This is a genomic window from Candidatus Spongiisocius sp. (assembly GCF_965221825.1).
Taxonomy (GTDB): domain Bacteria; phylum Actinomycetota; class Acidimicrobiia; order Spongiisociales; family Spongiisociaceae; genus Spongiisocius.
Genome location: NZ_OZ244917.1, coordinates 2326566 through 2349321 on the forward strand (window position 1 = coordinate 2326566; position 22756 = coordinate 2349321).

Annotated in this window: 21 protein-coding genes; 16 read left to right on the top strand and 5 right to left on the bottom strand. The window is 64.4% G+C overall.

Features of this window, described 5'->3' with window-relative positions; all coding sequences use genetic code 11:
* Nucleotides 1-599: 599 nt before the first annotated feature.
* The gene (locus ACOQPD_RS10945) at nt 600-779 is read right to left on the bottom strand and encodes a hypothetical protein (protein WP_420611989.1); all 180 of its coding nucleotides are present in this window, start codon (nt 777-779) and stop codon (nt 600-602) included.
* A gap of 140 nt (nt 780-919) precedes the next feature.
* Between ACOQPD_RS10945 and ACOQPD_RS10950 the strand changes: the two genes are divergently transcribed.
* From ACOQPD_RS10950 to ACOQPD_RS10970, 5 genes are all read left to right on the top strand, one after another.
* Nucleotides 920-1153, top strand: a complete 234-nt coding sequence (locus ACOQPD_RS10950) for a hypothetical protein (protein WP_420611990.1) — start codon at nt 920-922, stop codon at nt 1151-1153.
* Between the two features lie 18 nt (nt 1154-1171).
* The gene (locus tag ACOQPD_RS10955; protein WP_420611991.1) at nt 1172-1576 is read left to right on the top strand and encodes a helix-turn-helix domain-containing protein; all 405 of its coding nucleotides are present in this window, start codon (nt 1172-1174) and stop codon (nt 1574-1576) included.
* Nucleotides 1577-1667: 91 nt separating this feature from the next.
* Entirely contained in the window at nt 1668-1949 is a 282-nt protein-coding gene (locus ACOQPD_RS10960; RefSeq protein ID WP_420611992.1) for a hypothetical protein, read from the top strand.
* A 1659-nt stretch (nt 1950-3608) separates the two neighbouring features.
* The gene (locus tag ACOQPD_RS10965; protein WP_420611993.1) at nt 3609-5825 is read left to right on the top strand and encodes an S-layer homology domain-containing protein; all 2217 of its coding nucleotides are present in this window, start codon (nt 3609-3611) and stop codon (nt 5823-5825) included.
* Nucleotides 5826-6036: 211 nt separating this feature from the next.
* The gene (locus ACOQPD_RS10970; RefSeq protein ID WP_420611994.1) at nt 6037-8082 is read left to right on the top strand and encodes an S-layer homology domain-containing protein; all 2046 of its coding nucleotides are present in this window, start codon (nt 6037-6039) and stop codon (nt 8080-8082) included.
* Between the two features lie 141 nt (nt 8083-8223).
* On the opposite strand, the gene ACOQPD_RS10975 is transcribed toward ACOQPD_RS10970, so the two are convergent.
* Nucleotides 8224-9153: an S-layer homology domain-containing protein gene (locus ACOQPD_RS10975; protein WP_420611995.1), complete on the bottom strand. Its 930-nt coding sequence runs from the start codon at nt 9151-9153 to the stop codon at nt 8224-8226.
* Nucleotides 9154-10586: 1433 nt separating this feature from the next.
* Between ACOQPD_RS10975 and ACOQPD_RS10980 the strand changes: the two genes are divergently transcribed.
* The 5 genes from ACOQPD_RS10980 (at nt 10587) to ACOQPD_RS11000 (ending at nt 14462) form a co-directional block, all read left to right on the top strand.
* The gene (locus ACOQPD_RS10980) at nt 10587-11057 is read left to right on the top strand and encodes an RDD family protein (RefSeq protein ID WP_420611996.1); all 471 of its coding nucleotides are present in this window, start codon (nt 10587-10589) and stop codon (nt 11055-11057) included.
* A gap of 608 nt (nt 11058-11665) precedes the next feature.
* Complete coding sequence (locus ACOQPD_RS10985) at nt 11666-11956, top strand: type II toxin-antitoxin system RelE/ParE family toxin (RefSeq protein WP_420614385.1); 291 nt, start codon at nt 11666-11668, stop codon at nt 11954-11956.
* Between the two features lie 29 nt (nt 11957-11985).
* On the top strand, nt 11986-12294 hold the full coding sequence (locus ACOQPD_RS10990; RefSeq protein WP_420611997.1) for an addiction module antidote protein: 309 nt from the start codon (nt 11986-11988) through the stop codon (nt 12292-12294).
* A 665-nt stretch (nt 12295-12959) separates the two neighbouring features.
* Complete coding sequence (locus ACOQPD_RS10995; RefSeq protein WP_420611998.1) at nt 12960-13277, top strand: type II toxin-antitoxin system HicB family antitoxin; 318 nt, start codon at nt 12960-12962, stop codon at nt 13275-13277.
* Nucleotides 13278-13628: 351 nt separating this feature from the next.
* Entirely contained in the window at nt 13629-14462 is an 834-nt protein-coding gene (locus ACOQPD_RS11000) for an EamA family transporter (RefSeq protein WP_420611999.1), read from the top strand.
* Nucleotides 14463-14635: 173 nt separating this feature from the next.
* On the opposite strand, the gene ACOQPD_RS11005 is transcribed toward ACOQPD_RS11000, so the two are convergent.
* Nucleotides 14636-14809, bottom strand: a complete 174-nt coding sequence (locus ACOQPD_RS11005) for a hypothetical protein (RefSeq protein WP_420612000.1) — start codon at nt 14807-14809, stop codon at nt 14636-14638.
* Between the two features lie 728 nt (nt 14810-15537).
* Here ACOQPD_RS11005 and ACOQPD_RS11010 point away from each other — a divergent pair.
* From ACOQPD_RS11010 to uppS, 6 genes are all read left to right on the top strand, one after another.
* Nucleotides 15538-17190 carry an S-layer homology domain-containing protein gene (locus ACOQPD_RS11010; RefSeq protein ID WP_420612001.1) on the top strand — a complete coding sequence of 551 codons (1653 nt, stop codon included), beginning with the start codon at nt 15538-15540 and terminating at the stop codon, nt 17188-17190.
* Nucleotides 17191-17634: 444 nt separating this feature from the next.
* On the top strand, nt 17635-18609 hold the full coding sequence (locus ACOQPD_RS11015; protein ID WP_420612002.1) for an S-layer homology domain-containing protein: 975 nt from the start codon (nt 17635-17637) through the stop codon (nt 18607-18609).
* Nucleotides 18606-18797 carry a hypothetical protein gene (locus ACOQPD_RS11020; RefSeq protein ID WP_420612003.1) on the top strand — a complete coding sequence of 64 codons (192 nt, stop codon included), beginning with the start codon at nt 18606-18608 and terminating at the stop codon, nt 18795-18797. The genes ACOQPD_RS11015 and ACOQPD_RS11020 overlap by 4 nt, the downstream gene beginning before the upstream one ends.
* Complete coding sequence (locus ACOQPD_RS11025) at nt 18794-18931, top strand: hypothetical protein (RefSeq protein WP_420612004.1); 138 nt, start codon at nt 18794-18796, stop codon at nt 18929-18931. Before ACOQPD_RS11020 ends, ACOQPD_RS11025 begins: the two co-directional genes overlap by 4 nt.
* 429 nt (nt 18932-19360) lie before the next feature.
* Nucleotides 19361-20278: a DUF559 domain-containing protein gene (locus tag ACOQPD_RS11030; RefSeq protein WP_420612005.1), complete on the top strand. Its 918-nt coding sequence runs from the start codon at nt 19361-19363 to the stop codon at nt 20276-20278.
* 116 nt (nt 20279-20394) lie between these two features.
* Nucleotides 20395-21195, top strand: a complete 801-nt coding sequence (gene uppS / locus ACOQPD_RS11035) for a polyprenyl diphosphate synthase (RefSeq protein WP_420612006.1) — start codon at nt 20395-20397, stop codon at nt 21193-21195.
* A 48-nt stretch (nt 21196-21243) separates the two neighbouring features.
* On the opposite strand, the gene ACOQPD_RS11040 is transcribed toward uppS, so the two are convergent.
* Together ACOQPD_RS11040 and ACOQPD_RS11045 are read right to left on the bottom strand one after the other, a co-directional pair.
* Entirely contained in the window at nt 21244-21867 is a 624-nt protein-coding gene (locus ACOQPD_RS11040) for an Hpy99I family type II restriction endonuclease (protein ID WP_420612007.1), read from the bottom strand.
* Entirely contained in the window at nt 21848-22582 is a 735-nt protein-coding gene (locus ACOQPD_RS11045) for a DNA-methyltransferase (RefSeq protein ID WP_420614386.1), read from the bottom strand. Before ACOQPD_RS11045 ends, ACOQPD_RS11040 begins: the two co-directional genes overlap by 20 nt.
* Nucleotides 22583-22756: the final 174 nt, after the last annotated feature.

Below are 22756 nucleotides of genomic sequence, written 5' to 3' on the forward strand. Positions count from 1 at the left end.
AGCGGAACGCGTTCGGACCGAAGGAGGTGGTGGCTGGGGGATGGGCCCGCTGGGACGGAGCGTGGTCCGGCGATTTTCGCGTTCTTGAGTGGGTCTTGGGTTTGACAGAGGAAGCTTGACGGGGGACCGGGCAGCTCGGCTGGGCGGTGTCCCTCGTCGGCAGCGGTGACTCCCCCGGCTGCTCGCCTCGACCATCCGGGGGAGTCTCCATCGTTGGACGACATCGACGGGCACCTTGCCATAGCCGCCTTCACGGACTTCACGGAGATCAAGACCCTCTGGCACCCCAAGCCCAAGGGCCTCTGAAGGCCGGCACGAACGGAATAAGAGGGTGCGCGGATAGGTTGGCGCGAGGCTTGGCCGGACCACCAATACTCCCGATCATGTTGCCGGTCAGCAGAGGTTTCAGAGCCGGCCGTGCCGGTCGCGGCAACCAGAGCCTCGCAGGGACCTCCCTATGCGCGCACCCTCTAAGACCTACGTTCCCGAGCGACCGGCGAGGATCGGGCACAGGCACGAAAGACGGCAGAAACCGTCTCTCCGGAGGATTCCGATATGCCCTTGACCTCATATACTATGGAGCGTATACCGGCGGTGTGTCATGGCCGCTGTCCGTTATCACCCGCTGTCCGCCCCGGTAGCCAACTCAGGAAGCCGGCCACCTGGGCGGAGTCCTCGGATTGGCGAATGGACTTGTTGGGAGAGGTGATGGCCCGCTGCGGGCGCTCGAAGACTATGGCCACGCCATCGAGGGGCGCCAACCCGAGGACGCGAGCCACCCGATCGTGACCTCACGGTTTCAGATGTTCGCTCTCAGACGGACGCCTCCGACCGTCCATATGCCCTATGCCGAAGAGCGGCCGGTGCTACGGATCGCCTACGTCTGGTTCGATATCAAAAAAAGGGGGGCGAGGTCGCGGTGGTGATGCTCATCGGCGACAAGACCGAACTCGGCAATGACTGGTATCCACCGACCGTCAAGCAGATCGAAGGAACCATGATCGGCGAGTGGTACCGGCGGCACCCCAAGCCCCAAGCCCCAATCACCGAGCAATCACCGAGCACAGGTCAGAAGGAGCCGATAACCATGCGACCTCGACTACAAGAAAATCGAGACCACCAATGGTCGACGATCATGAAAAGCTATTTATGAAGAGGAGATAACCCGCGCATGACCGAAAAGAAAGGAACCGGAGCGTACACGGACGAAGAGTGGGAAAAGGCATCAGAGCGGGTGCGGGCCATCCGCAAGCAGGCGACAGCCAACCCGGTTGCAGCGGCTGCCGAAGCCCGGGGACACGCAGCGATCACCAACCGTGTCCAAACGCTACGAGCCATCCGGCAAGCTCGGGGGCTGACCCAGCAGCAAATATCGGCGCAACTGGACATCAGTCAGGCGGAGGTCTCCCGCATGGAGCGGCGGAACAACCTCCACCTCGCCACCCTGGCCCGCTTCATCAGGGCCACCGGCGGGAGGCTACGAATCACCGCTGTCTTCGACGACCAGGAGACCGAGGTCAGCATCGGCGACATCCTCCCCGTCAACCCCGACCCGGTACAACAGCGCACGTCGTAGAAACACAGTTCGGGTCTTCGGAGAATGACCTCTTGGGTAGTCCAGTTCGATCCGGGTGCGGATTCTCTGTGTCGTATGCATTGCCGGGCGAGTGCCGCACGGCGTTGTGGTCAAGGGTCATGGCTGGCCGGTCGATACTTGTAGCCGCAGGTATAGACGTGTCGAGGAGCCGCTGCACCGGCCGAACGCCATCGATGCGTTCAGCGCCGGACCCGCCATGATGCACGACATCGAGCAGGAGGCGGCGGCCGGAGTGAGGCGTACGCCGCGCCCGCCCGGCGGCGACATCGAGCAGGAGGCCGGGGCGCAGAGCCCCTACGCCATAGCCGCCTTCACCGAGATCAAGACCGTCTGGCACCCCAAAGGCCTCTGATCTGGTTGTAGAGGATCGCGCCCAGGGAGAAGGTCGCGGCAGGCAGTTCCTAGGGCTCGCACCGGTCTCCAGGTTCCCAGCTCGATCCCTCTCTGGTAGTTCCCAGGTCTGTCCGACCAGCAACTACCAACTAGGGCGTCTTCACGCTATGCGCGTTCGTTGCTATCGCGGGTCCGTGGTCGGTCTGTGGGACGGCGGTGGGATATGGCGCCGCCGGCGGCGTCTGTGGCAAGGACTGCTGACGAAGACATACCCGCAGGGTACGTTGAGGAGGCAGGACGCAGCCAGAGCGTCGGTGGTGGTCCAGAGCACGCCGCCGCCACACAAAGTGACCACGTTCAACTAGCAAGGCGGCAGGCGGTTCGTAGATGCCGCGCCGTTCGCCGGGTCCCGGCTCATCCCTCCTCGTAGCCCCGAGGGCTCTCGCCCGCTATACATCTATATATATACGCAGGAGCCGCTACGCCGGCCGACCCCGTGTCCGGCTAGCGAGCTATCGACCACCAAACCCCAAACCACCAACCCCAAACCCCAAACCCCAAACCCCAACCAGCAACTACCGACTACCAACTATCGAACGGGTTCCGCCCACCCGGAGACCCTCCGATCCGGCCAAGATTCTTTCGAGAACGCGAAAAATCGCCGTCTGGCCCGACAGGGCCGGAGGCTGTCCGGTTTGGCCGGATGATGACCTTCCGGTAGCCGTGAGTTCACCGATCCAGGCCGTTCCTGGCCACGCCCGAGGAGTTCGCCCGCTCAGCCGTCCTGGCCGCCGAACTCGACGTCGGCCCCTACACCCACGGGTCGGAAACCGCGGCCAAGGCGACGACCTGGCTGCAAGGAGCCGGCGCCGGCCCATCGTGGCGCTCTACCGGGCCGGGTTCCTCGCCGACCGCACCGTGCCGGCCCATGCGTGATCCTCGCCGACGCCGAGATCGACTGCTGGCCGAGCGCAACACCCATGTGGCCCACTGCCGGTCCAACAACATGAAGCCGGCCAAAAGGGCGATGAAGCTGGCCAAAGGGCGATGTTCACCTCCAGGTACACGTTGATTACGGCGGCCGGCAGGTCCAGCACCCGGGTGACCGCGCGCCCATGGTGCGCCATGTACTGGTGGACGCCGCCTGGTTCGAACCGCCTGGGCCTGCCCGGAGCCCCTGCTGGGGCATGGTTTGCGCCTCGCGCGAGCGCCCTGCTGACGTACTCGGACAGACCGGAGCGATTCCATGCGCGGCTCCCGAGCGCTACGTTGTCGGCCATGGCGAACGGTTGCCCTGCGCCGCCGGTGCTGTTACGGTGACATGACGTGAACGCCAGGTATCGGAGGGTTCCGCTCCTGTTGGTCAACACAGCGTTACGCATCTGGAATGGGATTGGCCATGAATGACCGTGCTGTTGAACGTGCTGTGCTACACTCCGTGCTCGGCATGAGTCCTGCCACCGTGGTAAGGTTCTCGGTATGTTCTGGGTCAACCACTCAGAGGGGAGCAGCCGGTGATTGGCGCAGGTAGCGCTAGTTCGGCTGCATCCGCGAGGGTTTCGCATCTGCGAATTGTGTGGCCCCGGACGGGCAGCCTTGCCATAGGTGGAAAAGAAAGGAGGGGCCGATGCCCCGTTTGAGAGGGCATGCGCGCCCGTTACAAGCAAAGGAGGGGCCGATGGCCCAGCTAGTGAAGAAGCGGCGCCCGGGTTGGGTACTGCTCGTCGTGAGCGCCTTGGTCGCCTCGCTCTTCGCGGTCCCCGCGGCCGCGATCGACGACGACTCGAAGCCCAACGCAGCGGCTACAACGTCAGCGTGCGTGGGCGACGCCACCAACGACAGGATGTTCTCGGACGTGTCCGAGATGCACGCCTTCCGGGGAGATATCAACTGCCTGGCCTACTACGGGGTGACCATCGGCTACGGCGACGGCACCTTCGGGCCCAACGCTGATGTGGCCCGGCACGAGATGGTCCTGTTCATGGAGCGGGCCGCCGGTGTTGCCGGTGCCGACGATGAAGCGGTCGTGGGCGACTTCGCCACAACCGGTTCCGATCCGGTGAACCGCGGCGACATGGCGCTGCTCATCGCCAGGCTGCTCGCCTCGGCGACCACCGACGAGTCTGCCCGCAACGTCACGATCGACGATGACGACGGCACGTTCGCGGTCGGCGTGACCGGGGATGACTTGGACTACTTCGCTGATTCCCGCCGCTCGCTGAACCGCATCAGTGACAGCGCCGTCAGCGCGCTGTACGAGCTGGGCGTGGCCAAGGGGACCGGCATGGGCTACTTCTCGCCGGCTTCCACGGTGAGCCGTGGTGCGATGGCTGCGTTCATCACCAGGGCGCTGGCTCACACCACCGCCCGTCCCGAGGGCGTGACCATCCAGTCGGACGAACCTGGTAGCGTGATCGTCTCGGTCCGGGACGCCAACTTCCATCCGGTGGCCAACGCGGCGGTTGATGTCTTCTCAGTAAGGGCGGACAGGGTCGGAGAGGCCTTCAAGGCAGACGGCAGCTGCAACACGCCACGACTCATCGGCGAAGGCGGCAACCCCAAGCCGTGCGAGATCGATCCTCTCGACGCGGTTACCGGCCTCAGCGGCGACTACGACCCCGGCATGATCAACGTGAACGTGAAGGCGGGCGGCACCACCGTGTGGGCCTGGACCGGAGATTCCGGCGACAAGGTCGAGGACGGCGGCGAAGGGCTCGCCAGCATCAACCTCACCAAGACGGCCCCAGTGACGGCCGATCGCGCCAAGGTCACCAACGACATAGCCGCGCGTGTTACTCGGGCAGCCTTCGGCAGCACCGTGACCGTCACGATCCAGCTGGTCGGCGACGCGGGTTCGGACCGTGCGGATGCTGTGCCAGGCAAGGACGCTGACAGCTACGAGGTCGTCATACGCCGCTCCACCGACCTGAACGAGCGGACCGACGCTACTGAGGCGCCTGCTGTGACAGGAGGCGATCAAGTGTCGACCCAGGTGCTCAAGGTCGACAAAAGCGGCAAGGCCACTTTCGAGATCACAGCCTCGGATCCTGATACCACTGACCGGAACAACCCGGTCGGTGCCGACGCTTCGGGTGATGATCCTGCGGTACCCGACCGGATCGACCGGGTGACGGTCACCTACACTGTGTCGCCAGCCGACGCAAATGCGGGCCCCGCGGTCGCCGACAATACAGAGGTGACGGGCTCCTCGGCTACGGGGACGGTTAGGTTCTCGGACGCGAAGAGCGAGGTTGCTAATGCAATCGTGGAGACCGCGACCAAGTACCTCATGGCACCCGCCAGCGGCGGCTCTGCCAGCAACGTGGTCACTGTGAAGGTGGTCGATCAGTACGGCCAGCCCGTGCGGAACCATCTGGTGAGGCTGAGTTCAAACCACAACCCCGATCCGACCACTGATGCAGGCACGGATACATCGACCTTCCCGGTTGCTCGTCGGACTGACTCTTCAGGCACAGTCCGGATCGGGTACACCTACAAGGACACGGGTTCAATCGAGACACTCCGCGCGAACACGGCTGCTGACGCGACGGCCACCGGAGCGCTCGCTCGAATTGTGGCGGATGACGGCACGGCGGACTTCTACTGGGCAAGCCGCCCAGCGGCTGCTGGTAACGTCACCGCCGCAGATATCCGCGTGGTTGACTTGGACACGAACACGGTGATCATCGGTGGTACCGCCACCGAGGCCCCGTCCGTGCTCGTCTACGACGACAACGACCAGTTCGTTATCGGTACGGGTAACGTCACTCTGGCGGCCTTCGAGGAGCAGCTCGCCAAGAAGGACACAGGTACCGCCGATACGGTCGGAGTGGAGGGGTACGATCCCACGGATTCGACTGTTGTCGCTAGGTTCACACTGACGGTGAACGCCTAGACCCCAAGGCGGGCGAGGCTCCGGGCTCACAAGGCCCGGGCCAACCCTCCCGCTGGATTTCAACACCAACCCAGAGGAGGCCCCGGCACTACCGCCGGGGCCTCCTCGCGTCACCTCGCCAGCGACTCCAGGCGATGCGCTCCTCGTGCATCCGCAGGCAGGCGACTAGCCTCACCACAGGTGTTCCAGCCACCAGCGAAGGAGGGACCCAATGCCTCAGCCAGTGACGAAGCGGCGTCCGGGCACGTCGATCCTTGCCGTGGGCGCGCTAGTCGCCTCGCTTGTCGCGGTCGGGGCGCGCCCGGGAGCCACGGTCGAGACCGTTGCCGACCATGCGACCCCGGTGACCGCATGCGTCAGTGACGCCACTGAGGACTGGATGTTCGATGATGTGTCCCAGGGGCACTTCTTCCGGGGTGCCATCAACTGCCTGGCCTACTACGGCGTGACCGAAGGCTATGGCGACGGCACCTTCCGCCCCAGCCGGAACGTTTCCCGGTTCGAGATGGTGCTGTTCATGGAACGATCGGCCCGCATCGCCGGGGCCAACCCCGCAGACGTCGTGCAGGACTTCGCCACCACGGGGTCCGACCCCGTGAACCGGGCCGACATGGCGCTGCTGATCGCCCGGCTGCTCGCCTCGGCGACCGGCAACGACTCCCGCGTGAACGTCGTACTGGAATCCGGCGGCATCTTCACCGTCGGCGGGACCGAACCCGACGACGCGTTCATCGATTCGCGCCGGAGTCAACCCGTCGCCAAGGACAGCGCGGCTAGCGCGCTGTTCGAGCTGGGCGTGGCCAAAGGCACCGGGGGCGGCAACTTCTCACCGGAAGGGCACGTGACCCGCGGGGAGATGGCCGCCTTCATCACCCGCGCCCTGGCCCACACCACCGCCCGCCCCGAGGGCGTAACAGTCCAGCAGTACCTGCCCGGAGAGGTGACTGTGTCAGTGCGCGACGAGGACTTTGCTCCGGTGGCGAACGCGGATCTCGACGTATTCTCGATCGCCACGCCGGATGCTCACCGGGCCTTCCGTTCGGACGGGTCGTGCAGTTCCCTCGTGACCGATGAGTCGGGCACCCAATCCTGCGAGATAGACCGTCTCGACTCGGTGACCGGACGCGACGGTGACCTCACAATCAGTCTCGCTCCTACTGACGAGCCGGAGCTGACGGTCTGGGCCTGGACAGGAGAGCTCGGGGACGTGATCCGCAACGGGGAGGCTGGGCTCGTCAGCGTCGGGGTGACCGCTCAGGGCGTGGAGGCGACCGGCGTCAAGGTCACTAACAGCCTGCCCGAGAATGCGACCCATGTCCGCTTCGGCAGCACCGTCACCGTCACCGTCCAGCTGGTCGGCGTGAACGGGTTGCGAGCGGTTCCACCGGAGGATGGCGCCTCCTACACGATCGTGAAGGAGGCCTTCACTGCAATCAACGGTTCAGCCAGCCCCAGCAGCAACCTCACGCAGAGGAGCACTGAGGTTGTCGCAGTGGACAGCACCGGCAAGATCGAGTTCCCACTCGACGGGGTCGATCCGGACGGCAGCGCCACCGGAGCCGCCGACGAGATCCTGTGGCGCTACACCGTTACTCCAGTCGGCGACAGCCCCACGTTCGACGTGCCGGTCGAGAACGTGAGGGTCGTCTTCACCGACGCCGATCCGGTGGCGACCACAATCGATCTGGTCACCCAGGTCAAGTACCTTCGGGTGGCGAGGTCGAGTTCGCGGCCTGTCAGCAATGTGGTGATCGCTACCGTTAACGATCAGTACGGCCAGCCGTTCAGGGGTGCCAGGGTGCAGCTTACGAGCACCAGCTTGCTGTCTCCGGTCTCCGGCACCACAGGCTCGTCGGGGACAGCCCGGATTGGCTACCAGCACTCCGGCACCACAGGCAGTCGTGAGATGCTGACCGCATCGCTCGCGGGCGGCAGCGGCCCCACCGGCACCGTTGACTTCCTGTGGGCCGAAGATCCCACGTTCGGTTTCGAAGAGACAACCAGCGGCGGGACCTATGAGGTGCTCGCGGCCGACCCCCGGCGCAACGAGGTCGTCGTCGACCTCGGGACCCCCACAGTGGTCGTCTACGACGGCAATGATCGGTTCCGTCTCGACGGCACGATTGTGTCGCTGAGCCTCTTCGAGAGCGTGCTCGCCAACGAGTTGGACGATGAGGTCAGCATCCTGCTGCTCGGCTGGTCGTCACGCGATCCCGACGACCAGGCCGATCGCACCGACTGGTTCCTAGTCACCTAGACCCCGGATCGCCGCCCGGCCATCGTCGGGGCCGGCCGGCACCGGTGGTGATGCCGAGTTCGTAGGCGGCGCCGACGGCCCGCGTCTCGCGCTAGGCGGCTCCCGTCACGGCCGGTCGGCCGCTCCAACCCGGGAAGGCGCTCAGGACCGCTTCTCTGTCAGGATGATGCCCCAGGTGAAGTCATACCTGGTGGTCCGGTCGAGGTCGCTGTCGGTGTCTACGGGGGTGATGGAGTCGTCTGCCATGTAGGCGCTGACCCTGATCTGGCCGCTCGTGGGCAGGCGTCCGGGCACGTTCGCGATCTCGACATCGACTGTCCCTGTCGCGGGTGCTTGCTGGAACAGCGCCGTTGCGGTCGGCAGGGTGCCACCGCCAGTCCCTCCCAGGTTCAGGGTGCTGACTGCGAAGGTCTTCCACGCGCTGCTCGAGCCCTCCCGGTACTCGACCTGGATCAGTGTCACCGGCTCGAGGTCGGCGTCGGTGTCCTGATTGTGGGCTGCCGCCGCCTTGGTGGCCTCCAGCGTGAACACGGCTTCGTAGACGCCTGCCGGGAGGTTGAACGAGCGGGCCTGGTGTTGGGTGCCCCTGGTGGTGAACGTCCGCGGCGGCACCGTCGTGGGTGTCGTGTCGTTCCCGAACCCGGCGTTTGGGTTTGACCCTTGGACGGACCCGCTCTCCAGCGCTCGGATCCGATTCTCGAGCTGTCTGATCACGTTGTTGTGGTAGCGGTGCAGGAACGTGACCGATTCGGCCCTGTTCACTGTCCTCTCGGGGCAGAAGTACGTGCCGTCGCGACATCCGTACGTGATGTCGTTCTGAACGGCCCACTCCACCGCGTCGCGGGCGTAATGGTTGTTAGGCACGTCACGGAACTGGCCGATCCCCTGTGCGAGCGCCACGGCTGCCACCGTCAACGCAACAGCCGCGGCGACCACCCCAACGGCCAGCCGAGACGCGCGCCGTTGCCACATACGCCGCAGGCGCCCATCTCGCCCGCGGCGACCGCCCTGGCGGCCATTCGAGCCGTGCGCCTCGGGTTCCCCGGAGGGGGGAGTCGTGGTCATGGTCATTGTCCTCTCCTGTCCTCTCCTTATGGTGCAGCCTATGGCCGGTGATCCAACCGATCAAGGACTAGAACACCCACCCGGAGCCCACGCAGCCCACGCCGCCCGCCCCCCCAGAACCCCCGAACCTTAGGTTCGTGGCGTGGTGTAGCGCGTCGTGAGCCTAAGGTTCGTCATGCCGCCGCCGGAGCGGGCACCGTCGCCCCGACCCCCCCGACCCCCGACCCCCGAACCCTAGGTTTGTGGTGTGGTGTAGCGCGTCGTGAGCCTTAGGTTCGTCATGCCGCCGCCGGAGCGGGCACCGTCGCCCCGACCCCCGGCCCCCGACCCCCGAACCTTAGGTTTGTGGTGTGGTGTGGCGCGTTGTGAGCCTTAGGTTCGTCATGCGGCTGGCTCTGCCCGTGAACCTTAGGTTTGTGGTGTGGTGTGGCGCGTTGTGAGCCTTAGGTTCGTCATGCCGCTGGCTCTGTCGTCTGCCTTCGGGCAGCGGCTGCGCCAGAACGCCCCAGAGGTCTACCGCCTCCATGCCGCCTCCATGCGGTCTACTTCCCGGTCGTGCACCTGCCCTCGACATGACCGACCCCGGGTCCCCGATCCTTCCGGCCCGCAGCGCCGGCCCCTGTCGTGAACCTTAGGTTTGTGGTGTGGTGTGGCGTGTTGTGAGCCTTAGGTTGGGATGTGTCGCCGTCCTGCCGCCAGGCCGGTCAAGAACGCGAAAACCGTGGAGGCGTCCCGCCATCCCCTCTACGAGGGTTGAAGAGCAGCATGACTCCTGCCCCGGTGGCTTGTTAGCGTGAGTGCACCCTCGCTTCTTCTCCAGGAGGCCTATGGCCCGCTCCCCGGCGCATAGTGGGTCTCTTGTTGTCCCTGGGCGCCGTCTCCCTGATCGCCCTGAACTGAGCGGCATTCCGGGGGAGAGTTGTGAGTCCCGACACCGTGGGGTGCGAGGTTTCCGGCCGAAACGGTGGCGGAAACCAGCCAGATGTCAAGGCATGCCAAGGCGACCGGTCCGGCTCGGGCATCGGACGATCCATCGACGCCTTAGCCAAGCCCGCCGATCACCCCTTTAGTTCTGGGAGCGTACGCAACGCGAGAAGGGGCAGGGCGTGGTATCCACCACCAGCGCAACCAGACCACAGACGACCGCCGACACGTCCACGGTACGGAACGCATCCGCGACCCCATTGGTCGGCCGGTCACGGCATGTTGATCAGCAGCTCAAGAGAATCGCCGAACTGCTGGCGCCACCTCAGCATGAACTCGAGCTTCTGACTCAAGCTCTGAGACGTTGGGTAGCAACGCGGCCACCATCCCCTTACGAGCACATAAGGGAGGCGTTCGCAGAGCAGGGAAGGGGTAACCCGTGACCGCAGTCACCGAGCTGCGATGACCTGTTGAAGCGGGCGGCCACGCTGGAGCGTTAGTAGCCTGGTCCGCTGATGAGAGAAATAGCCCTTGACAGCGGCGCACGGTTGGAACTGGCGACGGTTGGCCGCAGGATCGGTGCTGAGGTTCTCGACGGGGTCCTGGTGACCGCCGCCGGGTTCACCGTTGCAACGGTCACCGCCGGGAGTGTTGTTGGCGACATCATCCTCTTCCTCTTCGTTCTCGGCCTCTTGGCATATCGCATCGGTACTGTCGCTCTCTGGGGGCAGAACATAGGCAAAGCCGCGGTGGGTATAGAAGTGGTTCGCCTCGATGGGCGGCGTCCCGGTTGGGGTAGGTCCACTATCCGGTGGGCTGTCGCGACCCTACCGTTAGGGATACCTGTGGTTGGGTTCATCTATCTTGTGGCCTGGTTCATCGCGTTGGCGACCCATGAGCATCGGAGAGGCTGGCACGACCTGGTCGCCGGTACCGCCGTCGTCCGCAAGATGGAGAGCCAACGACCGTACCTGGGGCCTGCGTAGCCGTTGCCATCGTCCTTGTGATTGTCGCCGTTATGGGGGTTGAGTCGGCGCGTGTGCCATCACAGCGCGGGTGATGTCTCGGATCGAGTGGGCCTTCGACCAGGTACAACCACAAGGACGAGCAGATCCGTGAAGCGGTGATCGAAGAAAGCCGGCCTCCGCACATCACGGCACACACCCCGGGGGAGGATCCGGAGGAGTTCGGACGTCGCGCCGCCCGAGACTTGTGAGATAGGTACATCAAGGACGCCGTCAGCAACCCCCCTCAGCGAGTGAGGGGCTGAGCGTCCACTCCATGCCCGGCAGCAGTCTTCGGTGGACCAGGCCCGCCAAGGCCCCGCCGGTCCGGCGCGGGCTCGGAAGGCCCTAGCCAACCCCCTGAACCCCCAGAAACGCCCGCGCCGAATAGCGCGGGCCGGGGAAGGGTCTGGTCAAGCCCGCCGACCGCCCTTACGGTTCCGGGTGAGAGCGCAGCGCAGAGAAGGGGGTAAACCGTGACCGCTGCTAAAGAGGGTCTGGTCGATGCCAAGGACCGGACTCGCAGAGCCGAGTCCCGTACCGATCTCGCCCGAGCCACGCTCTCCCTCGAGTGTATCCGATAGGATACAATAGTCGAGATCAGGCAGACCAGGGCCTACATTCGTTGGTTCCGCAAGATCCGGGATACGCAGGCGCGGGCGCGGATACTGACCCGGATCCGGCGGCTGTCCCTCGGTATCCCTGGGGATGTGAGACCGGTAGGAGAAGGGGTCTCCGAGATGCGTATCGACTACGGACCCGGCTACCGCGTCTACTACGCAAGGCGAGGCGAAACAACGGTGGTCCTGCTCGCAGGTGGCGACAAGAACACTCAGGGTCGGGACATCAGGAGGGCCCTGAAGCTGGCACGGAATCTATAGCCGGAACATGACAAGAGGGAGCTGATGGAATGGTGCGACGAACAACCACGCAGCCGTGGGACGCGGCAGACCACCTCAAGACCGAAGAAGACATGGTCGCGTATCTGGACGCGGCGCTCGAGGAATTCGACCTAGGGCTGATCGCGGCCGCCCTGGGCGATATAGCCCGAGCCAAGGGCATGACGAACGTGGCGGCAGATGCGGGACTGGGAAGGGAGAGCCTCTACAAGTCTCTGTCGGTCGAAGGCAATCCCGCGTTCGACACCGTGCTCAAGGTAACCCGAGCGCTGGGTATCCGTCTCCGGGCGACATCCCTAGCCGGAGACCCCTCGCCATAGGACGGACCCCACGCCCACAGTGTCACTCACCAACCTGGCTGCCGCCCGTTAGAACGCGAAAATCGCGCCGGCGGGCTTCGCCCGCCGGGCCCTCCCCCACCGCCACCACCTTGGTGTCGAGCGCGTTCCGTCCTCCCCCGGGGTGGGGGCTGCCTCGACGATATGTTCCCTCGCACGGTCCGGTCGACGTCGGAGCCGGACCGCAGGTGCCTTCGGTGATGCGGCATCGTAAGGCGGGGGTGTGACATGAATAGGGGTATCAAGAGTTTTCGTCACCGTCATTCGACGGAACACGGACGAGGCTCGGGATTCGAGATGCTGACCCTTAGCGACCGGTTGATCGTTATCCTGGGGTAAGAACGCGAAAATCCGCGTGAGCGAACTCTCGCTCTTCCAAGAGGCCTATGGCCATCCTCCTCGCCGGACTGACCTCTGTCTTCTACAGCGTCCTGGGCGCGGTTGGCCTTTCGGACCACCCGGACCCGGTTCCTTCGCGCGCCTGATGAGCGATCACTGAAATACCCCAGGGTTGATCATCGAGACCCTCCACCCGTTGACCCCCAGAAACGCCCGCGCCGGAAAGCGCGGGCCGGGGAAGGGTCTAGCCAAGCCCGCCGGCAGCCCTTATAGTTCTGGGAGCGTAAGGAACGCGAGAAGGAGCAGGGGTGGCATCCACCACCGGCGCAGCCAGACCACAATCGCCTGCCGACACGTCCAATGGCAGTGGAGCGGTTCTCGAGAAGCTGATTGAGCGCTGGGCCGTTGCCGCCGCTTCGCACGCCAAGGTCCGCGCCATCAACGACCCCGAAGGGCTAGTCGCGACCGTCGTTGGTATCGACGGGGCCTGGGGCTTCGGTAGCTCCTCCGAGGAAGCACTCGAAGACCTGCAGTCCGTACTGATCGACTGGGCGACATTGAAGCTTGAAGACGGAGACGAAGACATCCCCGGCATGGAGGGCTTGCACCTAGTTGTAGCCAGATGAGCCGACGGCTGGCGCCGATTACAAGACGAGAGCTAGTCAAACGGTTCTGGCAGCTCGGCTGGGAGGGCCCGAGGCATGGCGCCAAGCACGACTTCATGGTTAAGGACCGCCTGAAAGTGCGCATTCCCAACGCGCGCACACACACGGGACATCGGCGTGGGTCTCCTTGCCACCATCCTGAACCAAGCCCATATCTCTCGCGAAGAGTGGTTCAGCGCAAAGTGAGGTGTCAGCCCGGATCGCCGTGATCGCGCAAGGTGGGGCGTCCCCTCTACGAGGGTCGAAAACAAGCATGATTCCCGCCCCGGTGGGTTGTTAGCGTGAGTGCACTCTCGCTCTTCCAGGAGGCCTATGGCCATCCTCCTCGCCGGACTGACGTCTGTCTTCTACGGGGTCTTCGATTTCGCAGGTGGGATGGCCACCCGCCGGGCCCCGGTCTTCGCGGTTGCCTTCTGGTCCAACATCATGGCCTTGGCGCTGTCGGGTCTGGTTGCGTTGGTGTACCACCTGGCGTTCGGGTCCGCCGTCAGCCTCGCCGACCTGGCCTGGGGAGCGGCGAGCGGTGTCGCCGCGGTCGCAGGGGTGGTCGCGTACTACGAAGGTCTCGCGAAGGGCAAGATGGCGGTGGTTGCTCCTGTATCCGCCATCACCCTGTCACTGATCCCGTTCACGTTCGGGCTGCTGACCGGAGAACGCTACGCCCTGTTGCCGTGGATAGGGGTGGCCATCGCCGCCCCTGCGATGTGGCTCACCGTCGCGACCGGGACCCGTGAGGACCGCCCGGGGAAGGCGATATACGGTCTCGGAGCCGGCCTGGGCTTCTCGTTGATGTTCATCGGGCTGGCGCAGGTCTCGGGCGAGGCCGGAATGTGGCCGTTGATCCCCTTCAGGTGCGCTGCCGTTGCCACATCGGCTGTTCTGGTCAAGGCGCGGGGGATCCCGCTCAGGATGGCAAGGAAGGACCTGCTGTTGAGTTTCGCCGCCGGGGGCGCCATCCTGGCAAACCTCACCTACGTGCTGGCAGTGCGAATCGGGCCCCTGGGACTCGTAGCGGTCGTGTCGGCCCTCTATCCGGCCGTGGTGGTGGTCATGGCCTTCCTGGTCTACAGGGAAAGGCCCGCTCCCCGGCGCATAGTGGGTCTCCTGTTGTCCCTGGGCGCCGTCTCCCTGATCGCCCTGAACTGAGCGGCATTCCGGGGGAGAGTTGTGAGTTTGGACGTCATGAGCCGCGGGGTTTCCGGCCGAAACGGTGGCGGGAAACCAGCCAGCAACGAGAATGGTCTGGGTCGGGCACCGGACAGATGCATGGACGCCTTCGCCAGGCAGGCGCAGCCGCGGTCTGAGTAGTCAGGTGCCTGTCATTGCAGCACCGCGATGGTGATGGCAGACATCGTCAGAATCGCCCCGACGATCCACTTGGTCTGGGAAGCGAACCGCTTCTCGATCAACAACAGAGCGTTGGCGAGGGCCTCACGGGACTCTGCCTGGAGGGCTTCGTCCTTCGCGTCCACCAGGGATTCAGTGACGGCCATCGGTGGCATTCGTTCCTACTCGCTTATCCCTGAATGTACCCTACCCCGAGGAGATTTCAAGGGGGTGTGTCGGTAGGTTGTCTCCCGCCTACATGGGTAGTTCTGTGATGGGCGGGCTTGGGTCTTGACACGGTCGGGATGGTGTCGCTGCGCCGGTGCGGCGGCTCAGATGGCCGCGGCGTGGTGCTACCGCCTGCCGGCCTGATGGTCAACGGACAGGTGCTGGCACCCTTGATTCGGGGATTCTACGGAGAGTGCCGTAACCACCCAACCGCCCCGGCAGCTGGTCCGGGAGCCGGTCAAGAACGCGAAAATCGCCAAACCGCCCGCCTCCGGCGGGTCCCACCCCCTGCCGCCGCCTCCTCGGCGCCTGAGCGCGTCCCGCCGTCCCCTCAGCGAGGGTGGAAGAACAGCATGATCCCGGCCCCGGTCCGGTCGGTACCGAAAACACGGACCGTCGGTGCTTTGCGGTTGCCCACCAGTATGCGGGGGGCCTGTGACAGATTCAACCCCCTTGTAAGGGACGTCGAAATCTACCGCCCGGGGTTCGTCAGGGGCACCGGCCACCTCGAACGTCAGCAGGCGAAAGCCCCCGACGTTTGCCGATCCTTCGGGCGGTCCTCGCGTAGTCTTCGGCAAGATGTTTCGAGCGGTCGGCGCGTGTGTTCTCGAGGGCTGGTCCCGGCTGTTCAGAGTCCGCCGGTGGTGAGGTGAGGACGCCGAGGACAGTGCGCGCCAGGCTGGTTCGGGCATTGCCGGCTGCAATGGTGCTGGTGTCGCTGCTGACGCCGGGGGAGATGGCGCCCGCCCAGGCCCAATCCGAACCGGAGTTGTGCGATCCGGGATCGGTGGAACAGTTCACCGATGTGGAGCCCGGCGACTACGGGGCGGAGTACATGCTCTGCATGCGCGCCCTGGGACTGTCGGTCGGCACCGGCGGCGGACGCTACGGGCCCGACAGTGTGTTGAACCGCGGCCAGATGGCCACCTTTCTCGTGCGGCTATGGCGTGACGTGTTGGGTCGTCAGTGTCCGGAAGGGGTCTCGCCGTTCACCGACGTCTCCGCCGGTGGCGCCCATTCGGACGACATCGAGTGTCTGTACAACCTGGGTATCACCCAAGGGGTGACTCCCACCACCTACGGGCCGCAGATGCCGCTGAGGGCCTCCCAGATATCGCGGTTCCTGCTGCGGGTCTACCGGAAGACGGGGGATATATGCCCCGATACCTCCGGGATCGAACACAGCGAGCTGGAGGAGGCGGTGAGCTGCCTCACCGCCCTGAGGGTGCTGTCTCCGGGCGAAGGCCGCGGGTCGAGGCCGGTCACCCGGGCACAGATGGCGGTCTATCTGATCGGGCTGTGGCACAACCTTTCCGGGCGAGGACTGCCCCCCGCACCACCAACCGTCCCGCGGATCGCCTACAGCAGCTGCTACCTCGGCGAACGTCTCGAATGTTCGGAGTTGGGGCTGATCGAGGTCGACGGGACCGATCACCGACCAGTCCCCACCGCCGGGTGGTTACCACAATCGATGGACATTTACCCGGCCTGGTCGCCCGACGGTGCCACGATCGCCTACAACGTCAGCGGCGAGATATGGATGGTCGACGCGGACGGTACCGATCACCGGCGGCTCACCACCACCGGCTTTGCCTCACCATCGTTCGATTGGTCACCCGACAGCTCCATGATCGTCTACTACGGCTACGAGGACGGGACGGGTCTGTGGGTGATCAATGCCGACGGCACCGACAACCGCCAACTCACCACCGCCCGCCACTTCGGGCCGTCGTTCGATTGGTCGCCCGAAGGAGACCGGATTGCATACAGCGTCTACTACGGCCGCGAGGACGGGACGGGGTTGTGGGTGATCAACGCTGATGGCACCGGCAATCGAGAACTTGCCACGACCGCCGCCGCCGCGCCGTCGTTCGATTGGTCACCCGACGGAGACAGGATCGTCTATACGGGCTATGACCGGGATAGCGAGAAAGGCGGGTTATGGGTTGTCGATGCTGACGGTACCGTCGAGCGCCTGACTTCCACCGCAGGCCACGTCTCTTACGTGGCCTGGTCGCCGGACGGAGACAGGATCGTTTACTCGGGTCTCGACAGGTATGGCCGGGAGGGCAGTTTGTGGGTTGTCGATGCTGATGGTACCGATGGCCGCCTGCTCACCGCCGCCGGCGGCTACGTCCTCGACGTCGACTGGTCCCCCGATGACACCAAGATTGCGTACAGCGTCTGGCAACCGGGGTACGGAACCTGGATCCGCGTGATCGAAGCCGACGGCACCAATGATCAACAGCTCCTGGGCACCCGCCTCAGCCCCGAGGACCCCCTCCGCTTCATGTGGCTACAGTTCATCACCGCCCCATGAGGCCCGGTTCCAGAGCGCCAAGACCGTTAGACAGCCCGGCCAGAACGGGAAAACTACCCGGTCAGAACGCGACCCCCCGATGAGAGCGCGAGAATCGACCCGGTTAGAACGCGAAAAACGCGCCCGCGGGCTTCACCCGCTGGGCCCTCCCCCACCGCCACCACCTTGGTGTCGAGCGCGTTCCGTCCTCCCCCGGGGTGGGGGCTGCCTCGACGATATGTTCCCGTGCACGGTCCGGCCGACGTCGGCTCCGGACCGCTGGTGCTTACGGCTATTCAACATCGTAAAGCAGGGGTGTGACATGATTAGGAGTGTGGAAGGCCTTTGACATCGCCATTCGGCGGAACACGGACCGGGCTTGGGGTTCCGAAATAGGCCGGTTCGTAGGGGGCCGACTCATCGTCATCCTGGGGTCAGAACGAGAAAATCCGCTTGGGAGGGCCGATGTTCGTCTTGTCGAGAAGAATGGCCTGGTACGTCGTACCTGTGCTCGCGGTGCTGCTGCTGGGGGACCTCGATACTGCCGGCCTCCGCTTGGAGCGGGGAGGCCGACGAGCCGGCCCTCTACTCCGCCTGTGTAGGGCCGGCGCCGGAGGATGCCGGGTTCACCGACATTCGCCGGTATCCCGCTGCCACCAGGGTGCCATCAACTGTCTGGCCCATTACGGGATCACGCTCGGGACCAGCCGTAGCACCTTCTCGCCCGCCGCCCTGGTGCGCCGCAAGCACATGGTCCTCTTCCTCGTCCGGGCGGTGGAACCGGCCGGGATCGACCTGCCGATGCCTTCCGCTCGCCCCGCTCACGACTTCACCGATGTGGAAGGGCTCTCCCTCAGGACCCGGGAGGCCATCGATCAGCTACTCCAGTTGGGTATCACCCAAGGCAAGACCCGCAGCACCTTCGACCCCGACGCTCCGGTCACCCGCCGCCAGATGGCCCTGTTCCCGTACCGGTTCCTCGACCTGGCCCCGGTCGGCCCGGGAGGGATCGATGTCGAGGATGCCTTCCTCGACGACAGGCACTTCGAGGACCTGTACAACCAGCCGCTCAATGTCTACGAAGCGGTCCGGACCCTGTTCGAGATGGGGGTGTTGGAGGGCACGACGAGCACCACTTTCAGCCCGAGCAGGAAGGTGACCCGGGCCGAGACGGCACTGGCGCTCACCCGGATGCTTGGTCGCACCAACGCCCGGCCCGCCGGCCTCACCATGCAGACGGACGGCGTGGTGGTGGACGCCGAGGCCGACGCCGAAGTGGTGATCTCGATGCGGGACCGGTGGCACCGCCCCGTACCCGATGCGCTGGTCGATGTGTTCGAGTGGGCCGTGCCATCCACCCGCCGGGTCGACCCGTTCGACTCCCGAGGCCGGTGCGAGGAGGACGAGGTACGGCCTCGTTCGGGAACGACGCCTGCGTGATCGATCACAGCGACGACACCACGGACATGGACGGGAACCTTGAGTACGACGTGTTCGTGGACCAGGACCTGACCCTGTGGGCGTGGTGCGGGGACCTGCGAGACCGCTTCGATCTCGACCGCACGAGGTACGAGGTACGAGTCGATCGAGTTCACCGCCGTGGCGCCGCCGGATTGCCTTCCAGGTGACCGATGACCTGCATCCCGAGGCGAAGAAGGTGATGTACGGGGACTCGGTCACATTCACGTTCCAGCTGGTCGATGAGGACGGGAAGCCGGTAGCCGCGAGGACCAGGAGATCGAGATCTTCCTCGCCAACGTGATGGCAGGCCAAACCCTGACGGTGCAGGTGACCGGCCACAGAGCAAGCGACACCAACCGCTTCACCAGAAACCCCTAACCCCCCGCCCGCGCCCCGATCTTGGAGTTGCCCCGCTTTTTCGGACTGTCCGTCGAAGCGGGTCAACCTCAATCTCGCCTAGAGCGCCGGTTCGCCGAATCCCAGGGTGGTGCGAGCGGACGACACCACTCCCGTCCCGCATGACCCCCGAACCTTAGGTTCGTGGCGTGGTGTGAACCTTAGGTTCGTGGCGTGGTGTAGCGCGTTGTGAACCTTAGGTTCCCCCGTCGCCCCCCGGATTGGGCGTGACCGGTCGCTCTCCTAACGAACCCCTTGAAACAAGGCCGATATATAAGCATAGTTATAACTGATACACACCATTACGACTTATTCGCGACGCGAGGGAGACGGCATGACCACAGCATCGGCGGGAGTGACGATCCGGCGATTGGCGGAGTCCCAGAATGGGCTGGTAACCGGTGAACAGGCGATCAACGCAGGCCTATCGAGGTGGGTCATCAGACAAAGAGTCAGATTGGGGGAGTGGAAGTGCCTGGGCAGCGATATATACCTGATCTACGGAGCCCCGTCGGCAATGGTCCGTCTTCGAGCCGCTGTCCTAGTCTTGTCGGCGGTGGTCTCCCATCAGTCCGCAGCCCAGCTACTCGGGCTCGGTTACGGACGCTTCACAGGCGCCGTGGCCACCGTACCCAGCCGGCGCACCTACCGCTTTGACGGAGTACAGGTTCACCAGTCGACCGACCTCGACCGGCGATATGTCACGCATGTTGCCGGCCTACCTGTCACCAGCCCGAACCGGACGATGTTCGATCTGGCATCCGTAACCAACCTCGTCCGGCTCCGTGGCATGGCACAGAAGGCACTGGTGGGGCGCCGCATGACCGTCGAAGACCTCGCCGCCATCCTCGAAGAGCTAGGTCGGCGGGGCCGTCCCGGGACAACCCGATTCCGCAAGCTCCTCGAAGAGGTGTCGCCCGGGCTTGTCATCCCGGAGAGCGTTATGGAGGAGCGGATGGTCGCTCTCATCACCGCCAACGACCTGCCCATGCCCACTCTCCAGATGCCCCTCCCGTGGCGGAGTCCTGTCAAGGGTCGAGTCGACTTCGCCTATGAAGACCCCCGGGTGATCATCGAGTGTGACGGACGACGGTGGCATACGACCATGGAGGCGTTCGAGAGCGATCGGCGCCGTGACAACCTCGCCCAGCTGAACGGGTGGCGAGTACTGCGCTTCACATGGAAAGACCTCACGGAGAACCCGGCCCGGGTGCTGGACCAGATCACCCAAGCCCTGCGCCTGGCCGCATAAGCCGCCGCCCGGCTACCGACAGAGTCTCAGTGGTCCGGGTCGGGCCGGGAGGGGCTACCATCCTGTAGCGGACCAGCACGATGCTTAGGTCCGCAAGACCTTTCCCCAGGAGGCCAATGACCACCATGGAGCGCCCCACTTCCCTGACCGCTCCCCTTTACCGCCTGTACGAGCGGCGCCTCCTGCGTCAACTGGATGCGGACCGCCTTCCCCGCCATATCGGGATCATCTTGGACGGCCACCGGCGTTATGCCCGGGCCGAGGGCTTGGAGACCTACTCGCACAGCTACCGCAGCGGGATGAGACGGTTCGAGGAGTTCCTGGGCTGGGCGGCCGAGTTGCCCATACCGTCCATCACCGCCTGGGTCCTCTCCACCGAGAACCTGGCCCGGCCGGCAGAGCAGATCGAGCCCTACTTCGACACGCTGATCGAGATGTTCGGACGGCTTCCGGAGCGCACCAACCGTCTGGGCTTCCAGCTGAAGGTGATGGGAAGCCTCGACCTGCTTCCGGCCGACCTGGTGCAGGCCGCCAAGCGTGCCGCGGAGACCAGCCGGCCTGCTTCCACGGACTCCCGGAAGGTCACGATCGCCATGGGCTACGGCGGGCGCCAGGAGATCGTCGATGCATGCCGCGACCTCGTGGATGAGTTGCTCGGAGGCGGTACGCCTCCCGAGGAACTCGCCGAGCATGTGGATGCGGCCGGCATCGCCGCCCACCTGTACGAGCCCGACCAGGCGGATGCCGACCTGATAATCCGCACCTCGGGCGAGTCCCGGCTGTCGGGGTTCCTGCTCTGGCAGGCCGCCTATGCCGAGTACGCCTTCGTGGACGTCTTCTGGCCGGCCTTCCGGCGGGTCGACTTCCTCCGCGCCCTGCGCGACTACGCCGCCTCCGACCGCCGCTTCGGCCGCTGACCGGCCAGCACTCCGCATCAGTCAGTCACAGCCAGGCGCGGGCTGTAGCTATAGGTCTAGTGAGTCGTGTTGTTCAAGGTATCTTTTGGCATTGGTAATGACAACCTTGTCGTCCTTAAACCTACCCAGTCCAGTATTACAGCTTCCACACATGAACGCTCTAAAGTTACCCGTATGATGGTCGTGATCTGCCACTATGTTTGCTGTAACATCCACAATCGATCTCTTTAGGCAGATCGGACAGATGAATAGATCACCCTTCTTCGGACGTTGTTGCGCTATACGTTTAGCTTGACTGGGCTTTTTAGGTCGTCTATCTATATCGATACGACAACGTTTGCAACTTGGCCTTCTGACCCGTCCTTTGCTGTTTATCTGATTAACACTGAACTTGTCTACCGTTAGTCGCCTGTGGCATATGTTGCATATTTTGTGGGAGAACTGGTCTCCGACTTCATCCACCTTGACCCGCTTGGCTTCTGTCCTCGGAACCCTCCACTTCTCGTTTGGGCCTATAAGCCAGAGGTCCACGAAGCGCCCTTCAATCTTCTCCACGCGGCCAACCGAGTGGTCTCTGAACTTGAGTTCTTGATCACCGAGCCTTCCGTCGAGGCCAAAGAGCCATCCGGTCCCGTTCTCGCAGTAGACCCAGTCACCCTGCGATATGGCCATATGCCTCGATCCGCTGCTCGGCGATCGCCACATATTCGGGAGAGATGTCCACACCGATGTAGTCCCTCTCGCACAGCAGAGCCATTTTGGGAGTCGTGCCGGAGCCGCACATGGGGTCGAACACCAGGTCCCCGGGCTCCGTCCAGGACCGGATGTGGTCGTCGGCCAGCTTCTCCGGGAAGACTGCGGGGTGCTTGAAAGCCACCTTGTCTCTCGTCGTGCCACCCATGCCCACCGCATACGCCCAGATGTTGGTCCGGGTCTTCTCCTTCTTGAGTTCCTTCAGCACCTTGTTGTTCACCGCGTCCGGGCCCTTGTTGTGGACCACCATCTCGTACCCGCTCCTGACCGTCGGCTCCTTGAGCGGGTTGAAGGTCTTCGGGCTGCCCTTGCTCAGCACGAACATGAACTCGAAAGCGTTGGTGTAGGCGTTGCTCCGCATGAACGGGGTGTTCTTCTTGCGGTAGATCATCACGTCATGCATCTGGAAGCCGATCTTCTGGAAGCGGATCCCTTGCCGGAAACTCGAGAGTGTCCGCCCGCCGTTGATCTTGTCGCCGACCACCCATATCACCACGCCGCCCGGCTTGGTGACCCGGAGCAGGCCGGCTGCTACGCCTTCGAAGTCGAACGAGTATCCGTTGTAATTCCTGAGGTCGTCATACGGGGGAGAGGTGACGGTCAGGTCGACAGACTCGGCTTCCATGCGCTCCATGAACTCCACGCAGTCCGCTACATACAGCTGGTTGCGCTTGATGCTCCCGTGATCGAGATTTGCGATCCTCAACTGGTCAGAGGCGTGCTGATCGTGGTCTTCGCCTATCAGCTGGTACATGACTCCCCTCGCTCTCCCCCAGTGCCTTGATACCGATTCAACCCGCGGGTTCTA